Annotated in this window: 25 protein-coding genes; 16 read left to right on the forward strand and 9 right to left on the reverse strand. The window is 57.9% G+C overall.

Features of this window, described 5'->3' with window-relative positions; translation table 11 throughout:
- Window position 1 precedes the first annotated feature (1 nt).
- The 4 genes from atpB (at window position 2) to rimO (ending at window position 3,309) form a co-directional block, all read left to right on the forward strand.
- The gene (gene atpB / locus ACXJJY_RS09250) at window positions 2-724 is read left to right on the forward strand and encodes a F0F1 ATP synthase subunit A (RefSeq protein ID WP_456387227.1); all 723 of its coding nucleotides are present in this window, start codon (window positions 2-4) and stop codon (window positions 722-724) included.
- A gap of 89 nt (window positions 725-813) precedes the next feature.
- Window positions 814-1,074, forward strand: coding sequence for an ATP synthase F0 subunit C (gene atpE / locus ACXJJY_RS09255; RefSeq protein WP_456387228.1), 261 nt, complete (start codon window positions 814-816; stop codon window positions 1,072-1,074).
- 83 nt (window positions 1,075-1,157) lie between these two features.
- Window positions 1,158-1,946, forward strand: a complete 789-nt coding sequence (locus tag ACXJJY_RS09260; RefSeq protein ID WP_456387229.1) for a nucleoside phosphorylase — start codon at window positions 1,158-1,160, stop codon at window positions 1,944-1,946.
- Window positions 1,947-1,959: 13 nt separating this feature from the next.
- Window positions 1,960-3,309 (forward strand): 30S ribosomal protein S12 methylthiotransferase RimO, encoded by a 1,350-nt coding sequence (rimO, locus tag ACXJJY_RS09265; protein WP_456387230.1) that lies wholly within the window; start codon window positions 1,960-1,962, stop codon window positions 3,307-3,309.
- A gap of 18 nt (window positions 3,310-3,327) precedes the next feature.
- On the opposite strand, the gene ACXJJY_RS09270 is transcribed toward rimO, so the two are convergent.
- From ACXJJY_RS09270 to ACXJJY_RS09310, 9 genes are all read right to left on the reverse strand, one after another.
- Entirely contained in the window at window positions 3,328-3,615 is a 288-nt protein-coding gene (locus ACXJJY_RS09270) for an HU family DNA-binding protein (RefSeq protein WP_456387231.1), read from the reverse strand.
- A gap of 126 nt (window positions 3,616-3,741) precedes the next feature.
- Window positions 3,742-4,488, reverse strand: a complete 747-nt coding sequence (locus ACXJJY_RS09275; protein ID WP_456387232.1) for a pseudouridine synthase — start codon at window positions 4,486-4,488, stop codon at window positions 3,742-3,744.
- Window positions 4,489-4,530: 42 nt separating this feature from the next.
- Entirely contained in the window at window positions 4,531-6,303 is a 1,773-nt protein-coding gene (locus ACXJJY_RS09280; RefSeq protein ID WP_456387233.1) for a UbiD family decarboxylase, read from the reverse strand.
- Between the two features lie 108 nt (window positions 6,304-6,411).
- On the reverse strand, window positions 6,412-6,645 hold the full coding sequence (locus tag ACXJJY_RS09285; RefSeq protein WP_456387234.1) for a hypothetical protein: 234 nt from the start codon (window positions 6,643-6,645) through the stop codon (window positions 6,412-6,414).
- Window position 6,646: 1 nt separating this feature from the next.
- A complete protein-coding gene (locus tag ACXJJY_RS09290) occupies window positions 6,647-7,048 on the reverse strand; it encodes a secondary thiamine-phosphate synthase enzyme YjbQ (RefSeq protein WP_456387235.1) in 402 nt (133 codons plus the stop codon).
- 22 nt (window positions 7,049-7,070) lie between these two features.
- Window positions 7,071-7,517, reverse strand: coding sequence for an RT0821/Lpp0805 family surface protein (locus ACXJJY_RS09295; protein ID WP_456387236.1), 447 nt, complete (start codon window positions 7,515-7,517; stop codon window positions 7,071-7,073).
- A 33-nt stretch (window positions 7,518-7,550) separates the two neighbouring features.
- Window positions 7,551-8,897, reverse strand: a complete 1,347-nt coding sequence (rmuC, locus tag ACXJJY_RS09300; RefSeq protein ID WP_456387237.1) for a DNA recombination protein RmuC — start codon at window positions 8,895-8,897, stop codon at window positions 7,551-7,553.
- 14 nt (window positions 8,898-8,911) lie between these two features.
- Complete coding sequence (locus ACXJJY_RS09305) at window positions 8,912-9,214, reverse strand: chaperone modulator CbpM (RefSeq protein WP_456387238.1); 303 nt, start codon at window positions 9,212-9,214, stop codon at window positions 8,912-8,914.
- A 3-nt stretch (window positions 9,215-9,217) separates the two neighbouring features.
- Window positions 9,218-10,180, reverse strand: a complete 963-nt coding sequence (locus ACXJJY_RS09310) for a DnaJ C-terminal domain-containing protein (protein ID WP_456387239.1) — start codon at window positions 10,178-10,180, stop codon at window positions 9,218-9,220.
- 234 nt (window positions 10,181-10,414) lie between these two features.
- On the opposite strand from ACXJJY_RS09310, the gene ACXJJY_RS09315 reads away from it, so the two are divergent.
- The 12 genes from ACXJJY_RS09315 (at window position 10,415) to ACXJJY_RS09370 (ending at window position 24,377) form a co-directional block, all read left to right on the forward strand.
- Complete coding sequence (locus ACXJJY_RS09315; protein WP_456387240.1) at window positions 10,415-11,044, forward strand: shikimate kinase; 630 nt, start codon at window positions 10,415-10,417, stop codon at window positions 11,042-11,044.
- Between the two features lie 20 nt (window positions 11,045-11,064).
- Window positions 11,065-12,144 carry a chorismate synthase gene (aroC, locus tag ACXJJY_RS09320; protein ID WP_456387241.1) on the forward strand — a complete coding sequence of 360 codons (1,080 nt, stop codon included), beginning with the start codon at window positions 11,065-11,067 and terminating at the stop codon, window positions 12,142-12,144.
- Window positions 12,145-12,165: 21 nt separating this feature from the next.
- A complete protein-coding gene (locus ACXJJY_RS09325) occupies window positions 12,166-13,842 on the forward strand; it encodes a glycogen synthase (protein ID WP_456387242.1) in 1,677 nt (558 codons plus the stop codon).
- A gap of 39 nt (window positions 13,843-13,881) precedes the next feature.
- Window positions 13,882-14,790 (forward strand): hypothetical protein, encoded by a 909-nt coding sequence (locus tag ACXJJY_RS09330; protein ID WP_456387243.1) that lies wholly within the window; start codon window positions 13,882-13,884, stop codon window positions 14,788-14,790.
- 131 nt (window positions 14,791-14,921) lie between these two features.
- A complete protein-coding gene (gap, locus tag ACXJJY_RS09335; RefSeq protein ID WP_456387244.1) occupies window positions 14,922-15,926 on the forward strand; it encodes a type I glyceraldehyde-3-phosphate dehydrogenase in 1,005 nt (334 codons plus the stop codon).
- Between the two features lie 95 nt (window positions 15,927-16,021).
- On the forward strand, window positions 16,022-16,777 hold the full coding sequence (locus tag ACXJJY_RS09340; protein WP_456387245.1) for a carbonic anhydrase: 756 nt from the start codon (window positions 16,022-16,024) through the stop codon (window positions 16,775-16,777).
- A gap of 425 nt (window positions 16,778-17,202) precedes the next feature.
- Complete coding sequence (locus ACXJJY_RS09345; RefSeq protein WP_456387366.1) at window positions 17,203-18,186, forward strand: LuxR C-terminal-related transcriptional regulator; 984 nt, start codon at window positions 17,203-17,205, stop codon at window positions 18,184-18,186.
- Between the two features lie 298 nt (window positions 18,187-18,484).
- Complete coding sequence (locus tag ACXJJY_RS09350) at window positions 18,485-18,949, forward strand: hypothetical protein (RefSeq protein ID WP_456387246.1); 465 nt, start codon at window positions 18,485-18,487, stop codon at window positions 18,947-18,949.
- A 3-nt stretch (window positions 18,950-18,952) separates the two neighbouring features.
- Window positions 18,953-20,110 carry a methyl-accepting chemotaxis protein gene (locus tag ACXJJY_RS09355; RefSeq protein ID WP_456387247.1) on the forward strand — a complete coding sequence of 386 codons (1,158 nt, stop codon included), beginning with the start codon at window positions 18,953-18,955 and terminating at the stop codon, window positions 20,108-20,110.
- Window positions 20,111-20,293: 183 nt separating this feature from the next.
- On the forward strand, window positions 20,294-23,020 hold the full coding sequence (locus ACXJJY_RS09360; protein ID WP_456387248.1) for a hybrid sensor histidine kinase/response regulator: 2,727 nt from the start codon (window positions 20,294-20,296) through the stop codon (window positions 23,018-23,020).
- Between the two features lie 216 nt (window positions 23,021-23,236).
- Window positions 23,237-23,830, forward strand: a complete 594-nt coding sequence (locus tag ACXJJY_RS09365) for a TetR/AcrR family transcriptional regulator (protein ID WP_456387249.1) — start codon at window positions 23,237-23,239, stop codon at window positions 23,828-23,830.
- A gap of 82 nt (window positions 23,831-23,912) precedes the next feature.
- Window positions 23,913-24,377: an Lcl domain-containing protein gene (locus ACXJJY_RS09370; RefSeq protein ID WP_456387250.1), complete on the forward strand. Its 465-nt coding sequence runs from the start codon at window positions 23,913-23,915 to the stop codon at window positions 24,375-24,377.
- Window positions 24,378-24,393: the final 16 nt, after the last annotated feature.

Genomic DNA, 24,393 nt, shown 5'->3' on the forward strand with positions numbered 1-24,393 from the left:
TATGGAACATCCAATTCTGTTTATTAACGTTATCCTTCAGTATCTGGGATTACCGGTTCCGCATACGGTAACAGGCCATACCCTGCTGGAAAAGCTGTGTACGCCGTACATGACCTATACCTGGCTGGTTATGGCGTTCTGGATCATCGTGCCCCGGCTGACCATGGGTAAACTGGAGATCATCCCCGGCAAGGGGCAGAATTTCTGGGAAGTGCTCATCGGCGGCTTGATGGATTTTTTCGAGGAAAACCTGGGCCGGGACGGTGCACGGATGCTCTATCCCATGATGGCCACGTTCTTCCTCTATATCGTGGTGGCCAACATGATCGGGCTGATCCCCGGTTTCATGTCCCCGACTTCCAACCTGAACATCACCCTGGCCATGACCCTTATTGTCTGGGTGACCCATCATGTTCTGGGGTTCCGGTACCATGGAATCAAATATTACAAACATTTCATGGGGCCCATGCCTGTCCTGGCTCCGTTCATGTTCCTTCTCGAGGTGATCAGTAACTTCGCAAGGCTCCTTTCACTCTCCATGCGTCTTTTCGGAAATATCCTGGCCAAGGAGATTCTCCTGGCAGTGTTGTTCATGCTGGCCGGGGCCTATTTTGCGCCGCTGCCGATTCTGTGTCTCGGTGTCCTGGTCTCTCTGATCCAGGCCGTGGTTTTTACCCTGCTTTCTGTACTCTACTGTGCCCAGGCCATGGAACACGCCCACTGATCGAAAAAAGTTTATCAAGTTTTTTACAGTTCCGTTCATCGCGGAGAAGAAGGCCATCTTTGTCAAACGTAGTTAGGAGGAATTGAACAATGGATAAGATTCATCTCGCCCTGGTATGTATTGCCGCTGCTCATGCTGTAGGATTCGCCGGCCTTGGCGCTGGTATCGGTATGGGTTCCGGTGTTGAGGGTGCCTGTCTCGGTGTTGCCCGTAACCCCGAAGCAAAAGGTGCCATCACCACCACCATGATTCTTGGTATGGCTCTGGTTGAGTCCATCGCCATTTACGGTCTGGTTATTTCCTTTATCCTGCTGTACGCCAACCCGTTCAAGGCGGCTCTCGGCCTGTAAGCCGACAGGAACAGGAGAAGACCCGATGGGGCTGCAGCTTGCTGCAGCCCCATTTTTTTTTGCAGTATGTTATAGATAAAGTCATGAACCTGAGAGATGTAAGACAAAAGCAGGGTAACGGCGAGGGGCCGACAACCAGGGTGGGAGATGAATGTGTCGTGAACCCTGAGCGGCGAAAGGGGGAGCCGGAGCTCCCGCCGAGCGGCATACTGGCTGTCAATCCAACCGATGGACGGACTCTGGAACAGCTGGCTGTACAATTTGGCCTCAAGCGACGTTTTCTTTTTAATTCCCGGCTTTACTCCGGCCGGGAAGCCGGTTTCTTCCTGGCCGGACCTGCGGTCGGCGCACCCATGGCGGTGCTGTGCCTGGAAAAGCTCATCGGCCTTGGAGCCAGGAATATTATCCTCTATGGCTGGTGCGGGTCCCTGGTCCGGGAGATAGGGGTCGGTGATATCGTTGTGCCCACAAGCCATCTCAGTGAAGAGGGGACAAGTGCCCACTATCCGATTTCAGGAGAGAGCGGTCCGGATCACGGGTTGCGCCTCCAGTTGACCTCTCTGCTTGACCGTTGCGACGAATCCTGGCATGCTGGCAGATGCTGGACCACCGATGCACCCTACCGGGAGACCCGGGCCAAGGTACGCCGATATGGAGCCGATGGTATCAAGGTGGTCGACATGGAATATTCGGCTCTCTGCCGGGTGGCCCTTTTCCGTGGCGTACGGCTGGCTGCAGTCTTTCTTGTCTCAGACCTGCTCTGGCAGGATCCCTGGAAGCCCGGTTTCGTCTCCAGTGATTTCAAAAAGCGTTCCGCTGGACTGCTGACCCTGCTGGCCTCAGGATTTGGCCGCGCTTCAACCAAACCTTGAAAGAGTATAAAGCATGAAAAAACTGCACCTGGTCAGCCTCGGCTGTCCCAAAAATCTGGTCGACTCCGAGGTGATGCTCGGTCTTCTTGAAAAAGAGGGATTTTCCGTGGTCGAGGATCCGGCCCGGGCCGAACTCCTGCTGGTTAATACCTGCGGTTTTATCCGTCCGGCCGTTGAAGAGGCTGTGGACGAGATCCTTGAGCTTGCCAGGTACAGGAAAGATAATCCGGAGAAACGGCTGGTAGTGACCGGTTGCCTGGTCCAGCGGTATGGAGAGGAACTGGAGCGCGAGCTGCCGGAAGTGGATCTGTTTGTCGGGACGGACGGGTTCCAGCGCATTGGTGAACTGGTGTGCGGACTTTTCGAGGAGGGTCGGGAAAGGGAAATGGAGCTGCGACACCCGCCGAAGTATCTCATGGATGCCAGGGTGGAGCGGCGTCTCTCCACACCGGCCTTTCGTGCCTGGCTGAAAATAACCGAAGGATGTGACAATCGCTGTACTTACTGCATGATTCCCTCCATACGCGGAGGGCTCCGCAGTCGGAGCATCGAGGATCTGGTTGAGGAGGCAATCCGTCTGCAGGCTGGTGGCGTGCAGGAATTGACTCTGATCGGCCAGGATCTGACTGCCTATGGCAACGATCTTTCCGGCAGGGAGAATCTGGAAATGCTCCTTGGCGAGTTGCTCCACAGGACCACTATTCCATGGCTGCGGCTGCTCTATCTCTATCCCTCGACCATCACCCGTTCCCTGCTTGAACTCATGGCCGCTGAACCCAGGGTCGTCCCCTACCTCGATGTGCCGTTTCAGCATGTCAGCGACCGCATCCTCCGGGCCATGAATCGGCACCACAGCCGGGAAGATCTGGAGAGGCTGATCAATAATATCCGCACCATAGTACCAGAGTGCGCCATCCGTACCACACTGCTGGTCGGGTTTCCAGGCGAGACCGAGGAGGATGTGGAACAGGTGGTAGAATGTCTTACCCGCTGGCAGCTGGACCATGTCGGAGTTTTTCAGTACCAGGATGAAGAGGGAAGCGCAGCCTGTCTGTTGCCGGACAAGGTGGAGGATGAGGTCAAGGAGGAACGCTACAATCGGGTGATGTCAGTGCAGGCGGATATCAGTGCCCGACGTCAGGCGCAGTATGTGGGCCGGACGGAACCGGTTCTGCTTGAGGGGGTAAGCCGGGAGAGTGATCTGCTGCTGGAGGGGAGAACGCGGTTCCAGGCGCCGGATATCGATGGCTGCGTCTATATTACCGATGGCATGGCCGAGCCGGGATCTATTGTCCCGGTACGCATCATCGAGGCTCATACCTATGATCTGGTCGGTATCATTGTCGACGACGACCAGTGTTGATTCATCAAGCCGGGCGGATTACTTGTTGCGGTTCTGGTTGACCTTTTCGCGAAGATCCTTGCCCACCTTGAAAAAAGGGAGTTTTTTCGGCGCGACCTTGATTCTCTCGCCGGTTTTGGGGTTGCGGCCGGTATAGGAGCCGTACTCCTTGACCACAAAGCTGCCAAATCCCCTGATTTCAATGGATTCACCCCGGGCCAGAGCCTCACTCATCGTTTCGATGATGGTGTTGGTGATGGATGCTGCCTCGCGGATCGGCAGATTGATTTCTTCGGCGAGCGCCTCAATCAGCTCCGACTTGTTCATCGTGTACTCCCTTTCGCATCTCGTGCAATGAGTGGTTTGTCCTGGCCGTCTGCCGGGCTGTTGTCACATGGACCAGAGGGACCTGGTTTCCTGCCCATATAATTATCGATTTGGAACTATGGGAATTTAAGCAGGTAGGTTTCTGATTGTAAAGGGAATTTTTCCGGAAAATATTTTTTTCAGGTCTTTGGTGCCCAGATACCGGTATTTTCCCACTGCCAGGGAGCCAAGTTTGAGGTCGCCATAGGCTGTCCGTCTGAGGTGGAGCACTGGATGACCGATGGCCTGGAACATTTTTCGCACCTGGTGTTTTCGCCCCTCGTGAATAATGATCTCAATGATGGTCCTGTCGTGTTTGCGGGCAAGAATTCTTGTCCTGGCCGGCCAGGTTTTCCGGCCCTCGATGAGCAGGCCCTGTTCCAGGCGGTGCAGTTTTTCCCGGCCAGGGACCCCCCGGACAGTGGCCTCGTAGGTCTTTTTCACCTCAAAGCGGGGATGGAGGATATGGTTGGCAAGCCGGCCGTCGTTGGTAAGCAGCAGGGCCCCCTCGGTCTCCAGATCGAGCCTCCCCACCGGAAAGAGTCGCTGGGAAACACCATGCAGGAGATCGGTGACAATGGGACGGCCCTGAGGATCGGAGAGGGTGGTCACATAACCGCGGGGTTTGTTGAGCAGGATGTAGGCCGGCTTTTCCTCTGCCACCGGCCTCCCGTCGAAGGTGATCCGCACCCGGACCGGATCGAATTTTCGGCCCAGCTCGGTGACGGTTTTTCCGTCAACCTGAATACGTCCCTGTCGGATCAGCTCTTCGGCTTTCCGCCGGGAGGCCACTCCGGCCCGGGCGAGAATTTTTTGTAACCGTTCTTCAGTCACTGGTCCTGGTCGTCTGCGGGGAGGCTGGAGCGCCATGGATGTTTAACGCCAGCGGGCCGGAATCATGGAACCGATCTTGGCGTCGACCCGGGCCCTGGTTTCCGGATCCACTTCCAGCACCTCGGTGTACCAGGGTTTCATCCGGCAGTCGAAAACCACCGGTGATTCGAGGCCCACGTGAAAACGGCGTATCGACTGGCCTGCTCCATGGATATCGGCCGCTGGTTCAAAACGGGTAAAAAAGGTCCAGAGAAATTCCTGCAGGCTGCATGTAGCTTCGTCGGTGGAATCCACCAGGACGATTACCTCCATCTGATCAACTCCTTCCCAGGCAGCCAGCTGGCGGCCCAGCTCGGGCCGTTTTTCGTAGGACAACCCCTGGACGACCAGGGTGCCGGGGAGAAAAACTTTTGGCCTGGAGCATCCTTCCGGCAGGGTTCCAGAAAAATCCTGCTGCAGTTCCCGCCTTTTTTCCTTTCCCAGGCCCATCATCATGGCCTTTGAACCCTTGTTGACCGACGGGCCTGTGTAGTCCAGGGTATCCTGGGAAACATTGGCAAAGACAAAAAGATCCTGATCCCATTGAATCCTCTCCAGGATATGGGTCCAGAGTTTTGGAAAATCAGCCACGTCCAGGTCCCCGTCCGTGACCAGGAGAAATTTGGTCAGAGAGAGCTGGCCCTCGCCAAGGACCCGGAGGCCGGCAGCAAAAGCCTCCCGTGGATAGCGGTTGGCTACCCGGGCCGCAGCCAGGCAGTGGAATCCGGTCTCGCCAAAGGTTTTGAGCTGGCGGACTCCGTTCATGACCAGGGGAAACAGGGGGGAGAGCAGGTCCTGGAGGAAGTCGCCGATGAAGTAGTCCTCCTGGCGCGGACGGCCAACGACAGTGGCCGGATAGATGGCGTTGTTGCGGTGATAGAGATGGGTGGTCTGGAAGACGGGATAGTCGTGCTGAAGAGAGTTGTAGCCGTAATGGTCGCCAAAGGGTCCTTCCGGACGCCGAATTTTCGGCGGCACCACACCCTTGACCGCGAATTCCACCTCGGTCACCAGCCGGTGACCTCCACGGGGATCCGGAGTCAGGCGCAGTTTGTCACCCTGGAGGAGCGAGGCGAGCATCAGCTCCGGGATGTCCTCGGGCAGCGGAGCGATGGCAGCCAGCATGAGTGCGGGAGGACCGCCGATAAAAAGCGTCATGGGCAAGGGTTGGTTGCGCTGTTCAGCTTCAAAATAATGATACCCGCCTCCCTTGTGGATCTGCCAGTGGACACCGGTGGTGGTGTCGTCGTAGCGCTGGATCCGGTACATGCCGAGATTGTGGCCCCGTCCTTCAGGGTGTTCGGTGTAGACCAGCGGCAGGGTGACAAAGGCCCCGCCGTCCGAATGCCAGGATGTCAGCATGGGCAGGCTGGTCAGCCGGGCAGGCTTCTGGCAGTTTTCGAGGATGGGGCCCGAGCGGCAGTTTTTGAGCCCGATCTTCAGGGTCTGGCTGAAAAGTGGCCGCGCCTCCCACAGGGTGGAGAGTCTGGGCGGCATCAGTTTTTCCACCAGTTCCACCATTTCCTGGACAAATTCCAGCGGTCGGGAACCAAAGGCCAGTTCCAGGCGGTGCCTGGTACCAAAAAGGTTGGTGACCACTGGAAAGTCCGAGTTCACCACGTTGGTGAACAGCAGGGCCGGTCCGCCACGGGCGATGACCCGGCGATGGATTTCCGCGATCTCCAGGTGGGGATCGACCTCGGTGTCAATGACCAGGAGTTCGGATTCACGTTTGAGAATGTCCAGGAACTGGCGCAGGTTTCGAATTGGTTTCATGGAAAACTCGTTATCAGGGAGATACCAGGGGTCCGCTTGCCCGGTCGGCCGCCGGCCGGGTACCGTGGCGGAGGTGTGGTGACCGGGAAAAGGCGGTGGTGTGGCTGATCAATGGTGGTGATGTTTGCTGTCCCCCAGGAAAAGCTCGTGGTACTCTGCTTCCCTGAGATGGGTGCGCATGAGATCGGTCAGGGTGGCTACCAGCCGGTGGATTTCCTCTTCGCTCAGTCGTGGAATCAGGGCCTCTAACAGCTGCGGTCGGGAAAAGAGCTTTAAAAATGCAGCCAGAGACTCTTCGTCTGTTTGCCGGTCAAGCCCAAAACATATATTGTAAGGGTCCATGTCAGCCTGCCAGGATTTTCCAGCGCACCTTCCGATTGCGGGGGCCGTCGAATTCACAGAAAAAGATACGCTGCCACGTGCCCAGCTGCAACCGGCCCCTGTCAATGATTACTGACACTGATGAACCGGTCAGGGTCGCCATCATGTGGGAGGGTGAATTTCCTTCCAGGTGGCGGTAGGGGTAGTCCAGCGGCACCATTTGGCGCAACACTCCGATGATGTCATGGCGAACCGCCGGGTCCGCTCCTTCATTGATGGTCAACCCGGCGGTGGTATGTGGATTGTAGACCAGGCAGATTCCATCCTTTGTTCCGCTCCTGTCCACAGCCTCCTGCAGCTCCCGGGTGATATCGACAAATTCCATGTGGGAGCTGGTGTTTATCGGGAAACTTCCTGTCGCCATGATGTTTTTTTCTGCCTGTCGGTTATTTCTGCAGCTGCCATTGCCCGTTTTCGTCCCTGCAGGCAATGGTGTATGTCTTTTCCCGTTTGCCGTCGATCAAGGCCTCGATTTCCGCCTGACGGCATACCCGCTGGGTTTTGGGATCGGTGTAGGCCGGTTTGGGTACGACCCGGTACTGGTTGCCTGTATCCGGGTTGACCCAGGAGGTGGGTTGGTTGGATACGCCGCGCTCGTACACGTGGTTGAGTTGTTCGCGGTCGTATTTGTCCATTTCGTTACCAATGATATAGCCGAGCATGGTGCCGACAGCGGCTCCTATAAGGGTGGCCTGGGTGTTGTGGCCTATGGCCTGGCCGACCAGGGCTCCGGCCACGGCCCCGCCGCCGGCGCCGATTTGGGCTTTGTTCTGCTGGGCGCAGGACGCGAGGAAAAAGGCACAAAGTATCATGAGAATGGAAAAATATTTCATGGTGACCTCCTGTGGATTGAAATATGAAATCGGTTATTCCTGGACGGATGGCGTGTCCGGGTCGGCATTGGCCTCCCGGATCAGCTCGTCCGGCAGGTTTCTGGCTGTCTGGACTCCCAGGTCGCGCAGGGCCTCGGTTCTCTGGACCAGGTTGCCCCGGCCGCTGGTCAGTCGCTTCCGGGCCAGATCCCAGGATTGTCTGGTCTGCTCCAGCCGCAGGCCGATTTCTTCAAAAGCGGTTACGAAACCGACAAATTTATCATAAAGACTCCCGGCCTGTTTTGCAATGAGTAAACCGTTGCGGTGTTGTTCTTCAACCCTCCACATATGGTGGATGGTCCGCAGGAGTGCCAGGAGGGTGGATGGGCTCGCCAGCATGACATTGCGGCGCATGGCTCCGGACAACAGTTCCTGATCACTGGTAACTGCGGCCTGAAAGGCGCCTTCCACCGGGATGAACAGGATGACGAAATCCAGGGTCCGGACTCCTTTTAACCGCTGATACTTCTTGGCTGACAGGGAGCTGATATGTTTCTTGACAGAGGCCAGGTGTTCTTTGAGGTGCGGGGCGGCCTGCGTGGAAGAGTCCGCACTGGCGTAGCGTTCATAGGCGGTGAGCGAGACCTTGGCGTCGATGATGATATCCCGCGAGCCGGGCAGGTGGAGGACTACGTCTGGCAGTTGCCGCCGGCCGGGCTCACTGGTCATACAGACCTGGGTGTCGAATTCATGCCCTGGTCTCAGGCCGGATTCCTCCAGGAGACGTTCGAGGATCATTTCGCCCCACTGACCTTGAGCCTTGGACTGGCCCTTGAGGGCGCGGGTCAGGTTCACCGCGTCCTGGCTGAGGCGCTCGTTGAGATGGCGCAACTGTTCCACCGCAGCGGTCAGCGAAACCCGGTCCCTGGATTCCCGTTCATAGACATCCTCGATCTTTTGGCGAAAGAAGTCCAGCTGCTGGCGGACCGGGGCCAGAAGGCCGGTCAGTTCGCGCTGGTGCAGAGAGGTGAGCTGGCTCCCTTTTTCGGTGAAGATCCGGTCTGCCAGGAGCTGGAACTCCTGCTGGAGTTGCTTTTTCGCCGCTTCCAGCAGGTCTTGGCCGGCCCGGGCCTGTTGTCTGGTCTGGGTCAGCTCGGTGGTCAGGGAGGCCACCTTTGCTGCCAGTTCACTGTTTTCCCGTTGCAGCCGGGTATTGTCCCGCCGCAGCTCGTCGATGGCCCGGCCGAGGTTTTGCTGCTCGCGCCGGGCCTGCTCCTCGAGAATGGAGAATCGCAGAAGCTGGCGCCTTTTGCGGTCAAGGAGCAACAGGCATACGACAAGCCCGGCCCCGAGAAGGAGCACCAGTACCGGCAACAGGCCGGGACCTGGATTCCAGTTCACCACCGGCCTTTTGTTCAGCGCCGGTGCAGGCGGCGCAGTTCCTCGAGCTCTTCGAGAAGATCGAGAACCAGGGCACAGCCGGGAAGGTTGATTCTCAGATCGTGCTGGAGGCGGAGCGTAATCTGGATTCGCCTGATTTCAGTACCGCCGAAACGCCATTGCAGGGGGGTGCGTCCCTCGGGGGTGATCACCCCTTCCTCGATCATGTCGTGGATGAACTCGGCGCTGACGTTGCAGATCCGGCAGAGGTCCCCCAGGCTGCAGCGTATGTCCTCGTCAAGAAGTGTTCCGGTAAGTACGGTCAAGTCCTCTGTCATATGCTACACCCCCAATTCTGCCCTGGGATTAAACGGCATCAGTTTGGCCATTTCTTTATAGAGTTCTTTCTGTTCATCGGTTTCCGGTATCGGGACCATGATCTTGAGGGTGACGATCTGGTCGCCCTTCCTGGTCGCGGTGCACAGTCCTTTGTCCTTGAGGCGCAGCCTCTTGCCGCTCTGAGATCCGGGCGGGATTTTCATCTGGACCTTGCCCCCCAGGGTCGGCACAGTGACCGTGGCACCCAGGGCAGCCTCCCACGGGGTGATGGGCAGGGTTATGTGGATATCCCGTTTTTCTGCCCGGAAAACCGGGTCGTCGGCAAAGGCGATCTCCAGGTAGAGGTCACCCGGGGGGCTGCCTCCGATTCCGGGCATGCCCTGGCCTTCGAGGCGGATGCGCTGTCCTTCGATGATGCCCTTGGGGATGGTGACGTGGAGGGTGTGTGGCCTGGTGACCACGTGTCCGTTTTCATCCACCTCCGGTTTCTGCAGGGTGATGGTCTGTCTGGAGCCGTTGTAGGCGTCGGCCAGGCGGATGACGATTTTCGCGTGTTGATCCTCGCCCTTCATCCGGAAGCTGCGCTGGCGGCCACCGCTGGATGTGCGTCCGGCAAAGTGGCTGCGGCCGAAAAGTTCTTCGAAGAAATCACTGAACCCTTCGGCCCCAGCCCCATCGGTGTAGCTGGCACCACTGAACTCAAAGCCCGCATCCCAGTTGGGCGGCGGTTCGAAATCCTGGCCGTGCTGCCAGTTGGCGCCGAACTTGTCATAGGCGGCCCGCTTTTCCGGGTCCTTGAGGACTTCGTAGGCTTCACCCACATCCTTGAATTTTTTTTCAGCGTCCGGTTCCTTGCTCACGTCAGGATGATATTTGCGGGCCAGCCTGCGGTAGGCCTGTTTTATCTCGTCCTGGGTCGCGTCCCTGGAGACACCGAGAATTTCATAATAATCTTTATATTCCATGGTATGTTGCGTGTCGCTCTTCTTCTGTTTTAGCTGTTTGGATAGATAATCTCTGGAACAGGTGCAGAAGATCGGGTTGGTCAGCCTTTTCTGTCTGGCCGATACTGTAAGTACAGTGGCTTGAAAAGCAAAGGAAAAAAGTGAAGTCTTCCTGGTGCGCTTGAACGGGCGGGGAATGGTTTTTTATGGTACATTGGCTTTGGTTGTTCATCAGGCAGACAGGTGTATCGCATCATGGAAAATGAAGAGAATATGGAAGAGCCGGGCCGGCACCAGGCAGGGGACGAGGAGTTGTCCGGGGTGCATGCGACTACCCGGTGGCCCCGGCGCATCGTGCTCACCGGTTTTCGCGGAACAGGCAAGACCTCGGTAGGCCGGCGGTTGGCCAGGATACTTGGCTATGACTTTCTGGACACCGATCAGGTACTGGAAGAGCGGCTGGGAAGCACCATTGCCGCCTTTGTTCAGGAAAACGGCTGGGATGCCTTTCGCCGCGCGGAACGGGAGCTGCTGGAAGAGCTGGCCCGGGTCCGGAGGGTGGTTGTCGCCACCGGCGGCGGGGCCATTTCCCATCGGGATGCCTGGGAGCGGTTGCGCCAGGGAGGTTTTGTCGTCTGGCTCCAGGCCGACGGTACGGTCATTGGTCGCAGGTTGGCCGCCGATCCGGTTTCCGCGGCCCAGCGACCACCTCTTTCTTCCGAAGATCCGGAGCGGGAGATAGAGGAGCAGCTCGCCCTGCGGACCCCGCTTTACGCCGCAGGTTCCGACCTGGCCGTGGACAGTGCCTGTCTGACACCGGAGGCGATAGTGACTTTAATCCATGAACAGCTCGCGGGCAGGTCTGCGCGCTGTTCCCAACCATAGATAGCAGGGAAACAACAGTTATGCCGGGAAACAGTTTTGGCCAGATGTTCAGGGTGACCACCTGGGGTGAATCACACGGTACCGCCCTGGGCGCGGTGATCGACGGCTGTCCGCCGGGTATCGAGCTGACAGCAGAAATAATCCAGCGGGAACTGGACCGCCGTCGTCCGGGCAGGGGCGGGGCGACCTCGCCGCGCAAGGAACCGGACCGGGTGGAGATCATGTCGGGCGTCTTTCGTCCGGAAGGCGAGGAACGGGAACTGACCACCGGGACGCCGATTTCGCTGGTCATTTTCAACAAGGATGCCCACTCCAAATCCTACAGCCATCTTCGGGACGTGTACCGGCCCGGGCACGGCGACATGACCTACGATGCCAAGTACGGGATCCGCGATCATCGGGGCGGAGGCCGGGCTTCGGCCAGGGAAACCGCGGCCCGGGTGGCGGCCGGCGCGGTTGCGGCCCAGCTGCTGCGACGCCATGATATCGAGGTCACCGCCTATACCGTGGCCCTGGGTGGTATACATGCGGACAGGCGGGATCTTTCCGTCATTGGCAACAACCGGCTCTTCTGTCCGGACAGCGATGCCGCGGCCCGCATGGAGGAGCGAATCGCCAGGGTACGGGCCGAGGGCGACACTCTGGGTGGTATTGTCGAGATCCGGGCGCTGTGTCCGCCGGGGCTGGGTGAGCCGGTTTTTGACAAACTCGACGGGGAACTGGCCCGGGCTCTGATGTCCATCGGCGCGGTCAAGGGGGTCGAGATAGGGGCTGGTTTCCGGGTTGCGGACATGCTTGGCTCGGAGAACAACGATCCCCTGTCGCCGTCCGGTTTTCAGAGCAACAACGCCGGTGGCATCCTGGCCGGGATATCCAGCGGCGAGCCACTCGTCATTCGGGTGGCGGTCAAGCCCATTCCATCCATCCACAAGGAACAGCAAACCGTTACGAGCCGCAACGAGCCGGTGACCATCAAGGTGGGCGGCCGGCACGACATATCCGCCATCCCGCGGATCGTCCCGGTGTGCGAGGCCATGGTCCGGCTGACCCTGGCCGATCACCTGCTCCGGCAGCTCGCTCTCAGAGCTGCGCGGGGCTGAGCGTTTCATGGGGTCGGAACGATGACAGAAAGCACGAAAGAAAAGAAGGAAAAGAGCAGGCGCAGGGACAAGGTGTGGCCTCGGACCGTCTGGATGGTCACCCGGGAATATGACGGCCTGGCCGGTGCCGGCGGGGTCAAGGATGTGTGCCGGCAGCTGGCCCGGACCCTGGCCGGTGAGGCCGGGGTTCAGGTGCGGGTTATTCTCCCCTGCTACGGGTTCATGAAGCCGGGCCGGCTTGGCTTCAAGCCTCTGGAGTTGCCCCGGCGCGATATTCTGCCCTGCCGCGGTTCTTTTCGCAACCTCCTGGAAGTCGATATAAACTATACTGCCGAGGAGCGGCGGGAGACCGTCTCCTTCTGGCATCGCGAGCTCGAAAGCGTCCAGATCTATCTTGTCGAGTCAGAGCGCTACCGGGAAAAACTCGGGGTCTATACCTATACAGCCGAAGAAGAGAAACAGAGCGGGTGGAAGAAGCAGGGCACGGGGCATTATGACTATTTTGCCATGAATATCCTTCTGCAGAAAAGCGCCCTGGCCCTGATGATCGTCCAGGGTGAAGCGCCCGATGTGATTCACTGCCACGACGGTCATGCCGCCACCCTGGCCGCCATGATGCGCGAGCTCGAAGGCGTCCGGCATTTTTTTCGCCACAGCGGCGTGGTGGTGACCATCCACAATGGCGGGCTTGGCTATCATCAGGAAGTGGATGACCTGCCCTTTGCCCGGGCCGTCACCGGGTTGCCCGAGCATGTGGTGCTTGCTTCCCGGCTCGGTTCCAGTTTCGATCCCTTTATGGCCGCGGCCGATTACGCAGTGCTCAATACTGTGAGCGAAAACTATGCCCGTGAGCTGCAGGAGACCAGTGAAGATGCGAGGACCGGCTGGCTCGGTCATCGGCTGCTCCAGCGGGGCGTTCGCCTGGCCGGGGTGACCAACGGTATCGACCCGGAAGCCTTTTCACCCCGTGATCCCGATAAGCTCGGGCTGGCCGCAGGCTTTGATCCCCTCACCGGTGATCTGGCCGGCAAGCGGGCCTGCAAGGAGTATATCCTGGAGAGGCTGGCTCGGATCAGGAAACATGGCCGTGTGGCCCAGCACGGAACCCTCAAGCGTGATCCCGATATGCCGCTTTTCACTTTCATCGGCCGCCTGACCGAGCAAAAAGGGGTGGACGTACTGCTGGCGGCCGTGGGACCGCTCATGGAAAAGGATCCATCTTTTCAGTTGCTGCTGCTTGGCAGTGGAGATCCGGTCCTGGAGGAGGAGTTGCGCCGCCACACCACCTCCCGGGCCCTGGCAGGACGCATCTGTTTTCTTGAAGGGTATGATCCCGGCCTGGCCAACAAGATTTATGCGGCAGGGGATTTTTTCCTGATTCCGTCCCTGTACGAGCCCTGCGGGCTGACCGATTATATTGCCCAGCTCCTTGGCAACCTGCCTATTGTTCACCACGTGGGTGGTTTGGTCAAGGTGGTGGACGGCAAGACCGGTTTTGCCTACAGTGAACACTCCGCCACCTCTCTGGCCCGGACCATGAGGCGGGCGCTGGAACTGTATCGCGATAATCCCAAAAAAATCCGTACCATGCAGAAAAGTGCAGTCAAACGGATTTATGCCCGCCATACCTGGAGCCAGGTGATCCGAAAGTATCGGACCCTGTACGTGGAGTCCATGAAGCTGGCCTGTCGTCATTGACCGGCAGGCCAACGCCCAGCCTTTGAGGCAGGTTGTGCCATGCAATATATTCCCTCGCAGATCCATGCTGAAAATTCCTCCCGGGACTGGTTCGAGCAGCGCCGAGATCATTTTGTCCGCCAGGTGGTGGACGGGTTCTTCCACGTTTTTATTTCATTTCAGGGTATTTATCAGGTTTATGTATCCAGGTGCGCCAATACTGCCTCCTGTGCTGACATGCGTGACAAGGAGGTCGAGACTGTCCGCCGGGACATGTGGGAGCGTTTGACAAGCCTGGTGGGCAGCGAAACGGAGAAAGGGCCTTTGTGGCAGTTAAAGGATCTCTGCCATCGGGTATGGCCCGAGACAGAGGAGCAGGATGTTTCCGGCAGCCTCCTGGACTGGCTTGTCGGCTCGGTGTTCCACGAGGCCATGAAGCTTAAGGAAAATATTTACTTGCTCAACTCATATGGACCGGCTGCTTTCCGCATGCAGGAGAATCCCGAGGCCCAGCGGGGGGTTATCCATCGTTTATCCGTGCTACCTCCGACCCGGCTCGCCACGGTGGTGGATGCCCGGCGGCTGGTGGGTCGGATCGTCTCCGACGTGGCCGGCCAGTTGGAACAGATAGGGTTTCTCTTTGGCCAGGCCAACTATATACTCCGGATGATGATGCCGTCACTGGGCTCCAATATGCTGGTGGTGCGGCTGCTCGTTGAACAGGAAGACATTGTGCGGCGGCTGTGGGGTGAAGATATCCGGCAGCTTCTGGCGGACATGTTCTCTGGCGATGCGGCGGAAGGTTTCTGCGCCGCCGGCCGGAGCTATCTTGCCGGCCAGTGGTACAGTCAGGCCCTGACCATGTACCAGCGAGCGCTGGAGGAAGATTCGGCCTGTGACGAAGCGTTGGCGAAAGTCGCGCAGCTTGGTGTCATCGTCCGCGACCACAGTCGTCTTCTCGGATTGTGAGACGGCTGCCGGGATATTGCTGCACCGGTAGGCACCACAGGGATTGACTTTGTGCGAAGCGGTGCTGCCTTGTGTCTATAATGAGAAGGGGCTTTGGATGCTCAATTCAGAAAAAAACCAGGGAGGATATCATGGCTGTAAAGATCGGAATCAACGGGTTTGGCCGCATTGGCAGGAATATATTCCGGGCCCTGTTCAGGGACGAAGCGTTCCGGGATATCGAAGTGGTCGGCATCAATGACCTGACCGATATAAGGACCATGGCCCATCTGCTCAAGTACGATTCCATTATGGGGGTTTTCGAGCAGGAGGTTGTTGCGGGCGAAAACCATATCGCGGTGGGAGACAGGACGATCCGCTACACCAGTCATCGCGCTCCGGTCGATATTCCCTGGGCTGAGCTCGGTGCCGAGTATGTGCTGGAGTGCACAGGGTTGTTTCGGGATATGGAGGCTGCCAAGGCCCATATCGATACCGGGGCTTCCAAGGTGATCATTTCCGCCCCGGCAAAGGGGGATGTCAAGACCATTGTCATGGGGGTCAACGAGGATGAATACGATCCCACTGTCCATCATGTCGTCTCCAATGCCTCCTGCACCACCAACTGCCTGGCCCCGGTGGCCAGGGTTATTCAGGATTCCTTTGGTATAAAACGGGGACTGATGACCACGGTTCATGCCTATACCGGTGACCAGCGGCTGCTGGATTTTCCCCACAACGACCTGCGCCGGGCCCGGGCCGCGGCCATGTCCATGATCCCCACCAGGACCGGCGCCGCTGCGGCCGTGGCCCTGGTGATCCCGGAACTGAAAAACAAGTTCGACGGCCTTGCGGTGCGGGTTCCGACCCCGGACGTATCACTGGTCGATGTGGTGATGGAGGTTGAGCGGGAAACCACGGTGGAAGAGGTGAACAACGCTCTTCGCGAAGCAGCCGGCCGTTACCTGCGCTATACCGAGGAACCGCTGGTGTCCATTGATTTCCAGGGCGACCCCCATTCTTCCATTGTCGATGGTCTCTGTACCCGGGCTCTGGGTACCACGGTAAAGATCATGGCGTGGTATGACAACGAGTGGGGATATTCCAACAGAATGCTGGATCTTGTGCTGCACATGGAACAAAATAAACCCTTGTAAAACAAAGTATTGAGTGGTTATATGGCGGTGGGTGAAAAAATGAGTGTTCATTCATTTTTTCAGGTAAGGCAATATTTCTGACAAGGAGGAGAAAAATGAGAAAAATGCTTTACAGTTCCGTCGCTGTTTCAGCGTTCATCTTTGCCGCAACCTCGGCCCTGGCTTCGCCTCATGGGAGCAAAGGGCACTGGGGATATTCAGGAGAGGTCGGTCCGGAGCACTGGGCCTCTCTTGAGCCGGCCTACGAGATGTGCGGCAAAGGGGTCAATCAGTCTCCCATAGACCTCACCGGTTTTATCGAGGCCGAGCTTGAGCCCATCAGGTTTGATTATCGTGGTCTGGCGACCGAAATTGTCAATAACGGCCATGCGATCCAGGCCAATTATGCCGCCGGGTCCACCATTACTGTCGCCGGGAGAACCTTTGAGCTCAAGCAGTTTCATTTTCATGCCCCCAGCGAAAACACCATCGACGGAAAGTATTTTGCCATGGAGTCCCATTTCGTCCATGCGGATGAAAACGGCAAGCTTGCCGTTATCGCGGTGATGTATGTTCCGGGTGAGGCCAACGAGGGTATGGCCAAACTGTGGAAGCAGATGCCCAAACACCCCGGCGACAAGGAGGCGATGGCCTCCCAGGTCAAGGCGGAAGACTTGCTGCCGACCAACCGTGAGTACTACCGGTTCAATGGTTCTCTGACCACTCCTCCCTGTACCGAGGGTGTTCTCTGGCTGGTGATGAAGAATCCGGTCACTGTCTCCAAAGAGCAGGTGAAACAGTTCTCGGACACCATGGGATTTCCAAATAATCGTCCTGTTCAGCCCGTGGGTGCCCGTCCAGTGCTGAAGTAAGAAGCCGGCCCGGGCCGCCTGGAAATCGGCCACGATCCATATGCGCCCCGAATCAGGTTTTTCGGCGGCCCGTGCCGTATTCATCCTTCCTTGCAGGGTCCTGTTTGCACAAGGGACCTGTCCTCTTCCCTGTTCCGGGTCATTTCTTCTCCCGCCGGGCCTATATATCTTTCCTGTTCGTCTCCCCTGTTATTGTTCAGTAGTTTTTCAGTGTTTTTTCAGTATTGATATGCCAGGGCCGGTCAAGCATTATAATAAAAACGTTGTATGTCATGGGTTGGTCGCGGTTTCCTGTAATGGACAGGTGCGGGGATAATGATTATTCTTTTTGAAGATAGATGGAGTCCGGGTGTTTTTTCTCGATTTTCCGGTGAGCTTTTTTGCAAGACATTTTCACCATGGAGCGGAAAAGAATCGTGCCGAACATGAGGCCGGATGATGAGTCCCGCGGGCCTGCCCGCCGGGCTGGCTTTTCCCTGTTCAACTCCGTCGAGCCAAGGTTGGTCAGGCTGGCAGACAAGGTTGTCATGCCGGCTGAAATCAGCCGTCAGCACCTGATTCAGCTTCTGGCGCTGAGCTGTGACTGTATCTACGCCAGGGACCGGGCAGGACGATGGCTGCTGGCCAACCCCGCCTGTTGCGAGCTTCTTGGTCTTGAGCCTGGCAGCATTCTTGGCCGGGCGGATCTGGACCGGATCATTGCCCGCCGCGGTGATCTCCGGGTGGCCCAGGCTCTGCGTCTGGCCGATGAAAAGGCCTGGCAGGCCAAGAAACTCTGTCTTGAACAGCAGCGTTTTGTCCTTGAACAGGGCCGGGAAATTTCTTTTGATGTCGTGCGTCTGCCTGTATTCGACGAACAGGGCCGGGCTGTGCTTATCCTGGTCGTAGCCAGGGCAACAGGTGGTGGTTCAGCATCCGGGGCCGGGGAAGAGGTTGCCGGGTGCCGTTGTGCAGAACTCAGGCAGCTCCTGGGGCGGAGAGAGGAAGAGCTCGACCGCCAAAGTGACGCCCTTGATCTGATCCTGCAGCGGATCGAGAAGATAAAAAAAGAATTCGAGGGCCGGATGATGGATGAGCTCAGGGAGCGGATAACCCCGCTGGTCAATCGGCTGCGGCCCGTGCTGCCCCCCGGCGAGCAGGTTGTTCTTGAGCAGATTCTCGCCCAGCTCGAGGTGTCGAGAGTGCATTTGCCTTCCAGGATCCGCGCTGATCAGCTTGGTCTCACCCCACGGGAAATGGAGTTGGCAGAATTTGTGGTCCAGGGTCTGAGAAACAAGGAAATCGCCGAGCGGCTCGGTATCTCCCTGCGTTCGGTCGAGTCGCACCGCTACAATCTGCGCCGAAAGCTCGGCCTGATTCACAGCCGCAAAAATCTCCGCGCCTTCCTGCTCTCTGTCCTTTCCTCATGATATACCCTGGCCCGTTTCCCTCGGAGGACAGTAGTTTGCCGGTATTATTCCAGCATTGATCTGTCCAATGATATTTCGTATCGTGTCACAGTAAATATCGCATTGTAAGCCCACAAGATCGTTGTCTCCGGTTGGTTGGTTTCCCAAAGCCCTCTTCACTGGCTCCAGGTTTTTAATCTTTGGTCCTGCATGCGGTTCTGTTTTCCAACGGGTCTGGCCCGGGATCCAGGGCGGTTGAGTCCTGGTCAGTGGGATTGGTCTGCCCCGACGGAATGTTTTACGAAAAAAGGAGAACAAGATGGGAAACATCAAACTTGCCCATAAACTTGGGCTGGCGTTTTTGCTGCTGATTCTGGTCATGCTGGTTCAGGCGCTTGTCAGCGGGCGTTCCATGGGTGATCTGGAAAAGAATGCCATTAAGCAGAAACAGATGTATATCGCCATGGTGGCCGGTCTGAAAGAGATGCTGGCCGATTTCTCCATGGCTCGCACCTCCGGCTCTGGCAGCGGGACCAGTTCGGTCAACCAGGCCGGGGACCTGCTGGCTGAGGTCAAAGCAGGTGTAGCCGCTTTAAGAGACCTGGCCGGTAAGTATCCGGAGCTTGCCGGGATGGAGGAAGGATTGCAGGAGCTTGCGGACCGGGTGGCAAGGTACCTGTCTCTGTCCATGGCCAGGCCCGGTCAGGCCGATCCGGCCCTGGCCGGGAAGCTCGAAAAGGAGGCCGCCGCTGTCATCGACCAGGGGGACAGGTTGGCGGACTAGGCCATGGAGCTTTTGCAGGCCAAGGCCCAATCGAGTATCCTGGTTGCGGCCCGGGCCAAACGTCTGTTGGTCTTTACATCGGTTGCCGGGATGTTGCTGGCGATTGGGCTGGGGGTGGTTCTTACCCGCGACATCAAGAATCCGATCATCCGCTGCGCCGGATTTGCCGATAAGATGGCCGGGGGCGATTTCAGCCGTCAGCTTGATATCGAGCGCCGGGACGAGGCTGGTCAGCTTGCACTGTCCATGAACAGAATAGTCCGCAACACCGGGCAGATGATCCGGCAGATCGCCACAGGCATGGACACCCTGGCCTCGTCCTCCACCGAGTTGTCTGCCATCTCCGAGCAGGTTGCCTCGGGCGCGGCCCAGACCAGCAGCAGGGCCGAGACCGTGGCTGCCGCGGCCGAGGAAATGAGCGCAAACATGAATAATGTGGCGGCTGCGGTTGAGCAGGCAACCACCAATGTCTCAATAGTTGCCACTGCCACAGGTGAGTTGACCAAGGCCGTGGACGAGATCGCCCGGAGCACTGTCCGGGCCAGCGGCATTACTACTGCGGCGGTTGACGACGTGCGGACAGCCTCGGAAAAGGTCGGAGAACTTGGCAGCGCCGCGGACGAGATCGGCAAGGTGACCGAAACGATCACCGAGATATCGGACCAGACCAATCTGCTGGCACTGAACGCCACCATCGAGGCCGCCCGGGCCGGCGAGGCCGGCAAGGGTTTTGCCGTGGTTGCCAACGAAATCAAGGAACTGGCCAAGCAGACTGCCGAAGCCACAGGCGAAATCAGGGTCCGGATAGAGGGGATCCAGAGCTCCACCTCCGGGACCGTGGCCCAGATTCAGCAGATCTCTTCGGTGATCATGGAGGTCAACAATATCGTTGGCACCATTGCCGCCGCGGTGGAGCAGCAGTCCGCCACCTCAAGGGAGATTGCCGAGAACATGAACCAGGCCACCGAAGGATTGCAGGAGGTCGCCGAGAACACGGCCCAGAGCTCGGCAGTGGCCGGGGAAATAGCCCGGGATATCCTCACGGTCAACCAGTCATCCCTGGAAATGACCCAGGCCAGCGAGCAGGTGCGGGAGAGCGTGCTCGAGTTGTCTCGCCTGGCCGAAGACCTGCGGCTCCTGAGCTCGAAATTCCGGGTCTGACCAGACCTTGAGGATACAAGTTTTTGCTGGCTGAAGGCGATGGGTGATCAACAAAGGGTTCTGGTTTTCGGTTTTTGCTGTTTTTTGTTGTCTCTGGTTCTGTTTCTTTTTTGGAGCAGCAGTACGAAGAAACGGTTCGCCGCCGCGGAAAGACGCTCGGCAGAGGCCCTGGTTGATGCTGCCATGGAAACACTCGTTGGCCTGCCGGATTTTGATGTCAGGGGGCAGCTTGGGGCATTTCTCGAGCGCAGGCCGGAGGTCTCCGGGTTGCTCTCGGGTGGTGGGCGGGACCGGAGCGGAGCGTTTGACCGTGCAGTCCGTGAGGCCGGGCTTTTATCCATGGCCGGGGTTCGGGTTCACCTTTATGGGACCAGTGGGCGCCTTGTGGCCGGGAACGGCCCGAAAGCGCTGCCCAGGTCCCAGGTTGAACTTTTAGCCCGCCGTGACGGTCCTGTTTCCTGGTATGTCGTGGTCCCACATGGACTGGTGCATCGGATCCTGGTCCCGGTACAGGACAAGGGGCGATTTGTCGGCCTGCTGGGTGCTGAAAGGGCTGTTTTCGGGCCGGGCGCCCTTGCCGGGGGGGCGGGCCTGCAAACAGCGGCCCTGATTATCCGCTCTGATCTTGCCCGGATCCTGGACCCGGACATACCCCGGGCGGATCATGGTACTTATGCGCTGGTCGGCGATGCAGGACCACTTTTTGCCCGTTTGCCGTCCACGATTGCCCTTGACCGTGAGATTCCGGACCTGGAGATCGGTGATTATCCATACGCCCTCCATTCCCACCTTGTCTTTGCAGGATTCGATGGCCGCCCTGTGGCCGGTATCGTCCTGCTCCAGGATATGACCGAGATTGCAAGGCTTGAACAGGGGATTCTGGCCAGGTCAACACTGTTTTTCCTTGGGTGTGTCGCTCTCCTTGCCATCGGCCTGCTGGTCTGTAACAAGAGGATGTCCCGGTCGCTGTCCATCGAGACCGATGGCCGTCTCCAGGCCGAAGCCACCGCCAGGGCCGCGCGCAGGGAGTGGGCCGAGACCGTGGACGCGGTTCCGGAAATCATCATGATTCTTGATCCTTCCTACCGGGTGGTCAGGGCCAACAGGAGATTGCTGGAGACACTTTCCCTGCCAGAGGACAGGGTCTATGGATTGTTCTGCTATGATCTTCTCTGCGGAGCAGGCAAGGTGCCGTCCTGGTGCCCGGCCCGGCTGGCAAGGGAGGGGAGCGAGCTTGCGGTGCGGGAGGTCTATTATGAAAAGATCGACAGTTGTTTCGATGTGTCGATCACCATCATGCGGGACGAACAGGAAAGGATCAAGGGTATGGTTCTTGTGGCCCGGAGCATCCAGTTGCGCAAAAGGATGGAGCATCTGGCCCGCAGGAACAGGTTCTACCTGGAATCCGTCCTCGAAGGCTCGCTCAACACCGTCATCCTGGCCACAGACGAGTCGTTTCTGGTGGTCTATGCCAACCAGGAGGCCGCACGGCTGCTCGGGATTCCCTGGGATCAGATGGTTGGGTGTCATCTGAGAAAACTGCTCGCTCCGTTAGGTCCTGAGGCAGGAGAGATGTTTGACCAGGTTGCCGACGGCAGCCGGGATTTTTCCACCCTGACGCTTTCCGGTCTGGACAGAAGGATTGTGCTCGAGGGACAGTTTTCGGTTATGAAGGATCCCCTGAAAAATTTTTCCGGCATTCTGTTCATCGCCAGAGACGTGACCGCCCAGAGGGAGACCGAGGATAAGCTGCGTCGGGCCGAAAAACTGGAGGCCATGGGACTTCTTGCCGCCGGGGTGGCCCACGAGCTGAACAATATCCTGTCAGGCCTGGTTGTGTACCCGCAACTGCTCCGCAAGCAGCTCGCAGCCCTTGACTCAAGGTACAGGGATATGCTTGCCAGGATGGAAAGTGCAGGGGTGCGGGCGGCCAATGTGGTGTCAGACCTGCTGGCCATGTCCCGCGGGATACAGCTCGTCAGGGACAGGAAAGTCCTCAACGTACTGGTTGAAGAGTATCTGTCTTCTCCTGAATATATCGAGCTGAAAAACAGATTCCCTGGTTGTGCGGTCAAAACGGAGCTTGCGCCGGACTGTTGGCCTTGTCTGTGTTCGGAGACTCATATCGTCAAGGTTGTCACCAACCTGGTTGGTAACGCCATGGAGGCCATGGACGGCCGGGGAACAGTGTGGATAAGGACCTGGAATCATACCGGGCCTCCGCCGGAGGACGCTGAACGGGTCAGGGCCGATCGGCTGGTGGTTCTGGAGGTAAGGGATGACGGTCCTGGTATCGCAAAGGACAAACTGAACCATATCTTCGAGCCTTTTTTCTCAACCAAAAAGCTCGGCCGTTCCGGCTCGGGCCTGGGGTTGTTTGTGGTCTGGAATACGGTCCAGGAGCATGACGGAGTGGTGATCGTTGAAAGTGACCGCCGGGGGACAACTTTCAGGATTTATCTTCCGGCCGTGACAGCGGACCATCCCGATCCGGAGCGGCGGCCCGGGGAGGAGAGGTCTGCCCCTGCGGAGTCCAGGACGGAAAATGGCTCGGTTCTGGTGGTTGATGACATGGAAGATTTACGTTACCTGGCCACCAGTATCCTCTCCATGTCAGGCTATGAGGTCCTGGCGGTTCCTTCCGGAGAGGAAGCTGTGGAAAAGGTCAGGCAGGAGGAGTTTGATCTGATTGTGCTGGACATGGACCTGGGAGAGGGCATGAATGGCCGCGAGACCGGGCAGATGATACGCTCGATCCGTCCGGATCAGAAGATAGTCGTTGTGAGCGGCCTGGCCGGCAGCGCGGATATAGAACAGATGCTTGGCGAAGGTCTTTGCCTGTTTCTGCCCAAGCCATACACCCTGGACGATCTGGTCGAAGCTGTCGGCAAGCTGATGAGTGTTTCGTGAAAACCAGGCTGACTTGCGGCCTGTGAGCAGTTGGTTGACCGATGTATCTCTTCTGTCTCCTGCACGATTTCACCGGTTCATGGTCGCAAGGTGGCTGGTCGATAGATCTGTTGTCGGTCTGTTTGTGCCCATGTTTCCGGAAAAGATGCGGTACAGCTTCTTGACAGGCCCTGGTCAATATGTTTTTCTTATTTTGTACCAAACGGTTGGTAAAAAATGATCGAGAAACGAAAAGGCGAGGTTACTCGCGGGCATATTCTCAGACAGTGCAGGCAGCTTTTTACCCTGAACGGTTTTCGCAACACGAGCATCAATGCCGTCATAAAGGCCACAGGGGTCAAGAAGGGGAATCTCTATTACCATTTTTCCAGTAAGGAGGCCCTGGGGCTGGCGGTGCTCCTTGATGCGCGGGATGAGTTTTTTCAGATTCTGGAAGAATCCCTTCGGGGCGAAGATCCACACTCACGGGTGGTCAATTCCTGCAGGGTGATCATGGAGCTGATGCAGGAGGCGAATTTCGTCGGGGGCTGCCTGTTTGGCAATACGGCCCTGGAAATGGCGGATACGAACACTCGTTTCGCCGCCATAATCCGTGAGGTTTTTTCATTCTGGATCGCACTGCTGGAACAAGAAATAGAGCAGGCCTTAAGGGAGGGTCTTCCTGTCGGGTCGATGTCGCCCCGGTCCCTGGCCACTGCTGTGGTGGCCATCATGGAGGGGGGGATCATGATTTCCCGGGTTTATAAGAACCGGGCCGGACTGGAAGACTGTATCCACGCTGTCCGCGCCCTCCTGGGGCTTGAAATATGACTTGCCGCTGCCCGTTCATGGGTCCGGCGTAAAACAAATCCCGGAACGGGGTTTTGCAACGTACTGTATAGGAGTTTTTTTTATGAAACTGTATGTGATCCTTGCTGGGCTGGTTCTTGTATTCGCTGTGGCCGGCTGCGCCTCTGCACCGTCTTCGCAGGTGGTCGGGCTGTCCCTGCCCTCGGGCCAGCGTCTCAAAGACCTGGGCAATGGCGCCTGCGTCGATATCCGGAGCGGTAAAATGTGGCAGGTCGAAACAAGCAGAATCCTCGGGTCCCTGGAGCAGGCCCGGGATTATGTCGCGGGCCTGACCACGGCCGGTTACACGGACTGGCGCCTGCCCACAGTGACGGAGCTCTACGATCTTTACATGATTTTTGACCTGCACCAAAACGGCGATTGCGATTTCCAGGTTGACGGCACCTACTGGTCCGATGAGCCGGATATGGACGGTCGGGTGGGGACCTGGGAGCTGGATGATAACTGTGATCCGGAACGGCGTTATATTCCAAAGAAAAAAGGCCGGGTCCGGGCAATAAGGCCCTGAACAGTCCGGTCACGGA

It is taken from the genome of Desulfolithobacter sp. (assembly GCF_054025815.1).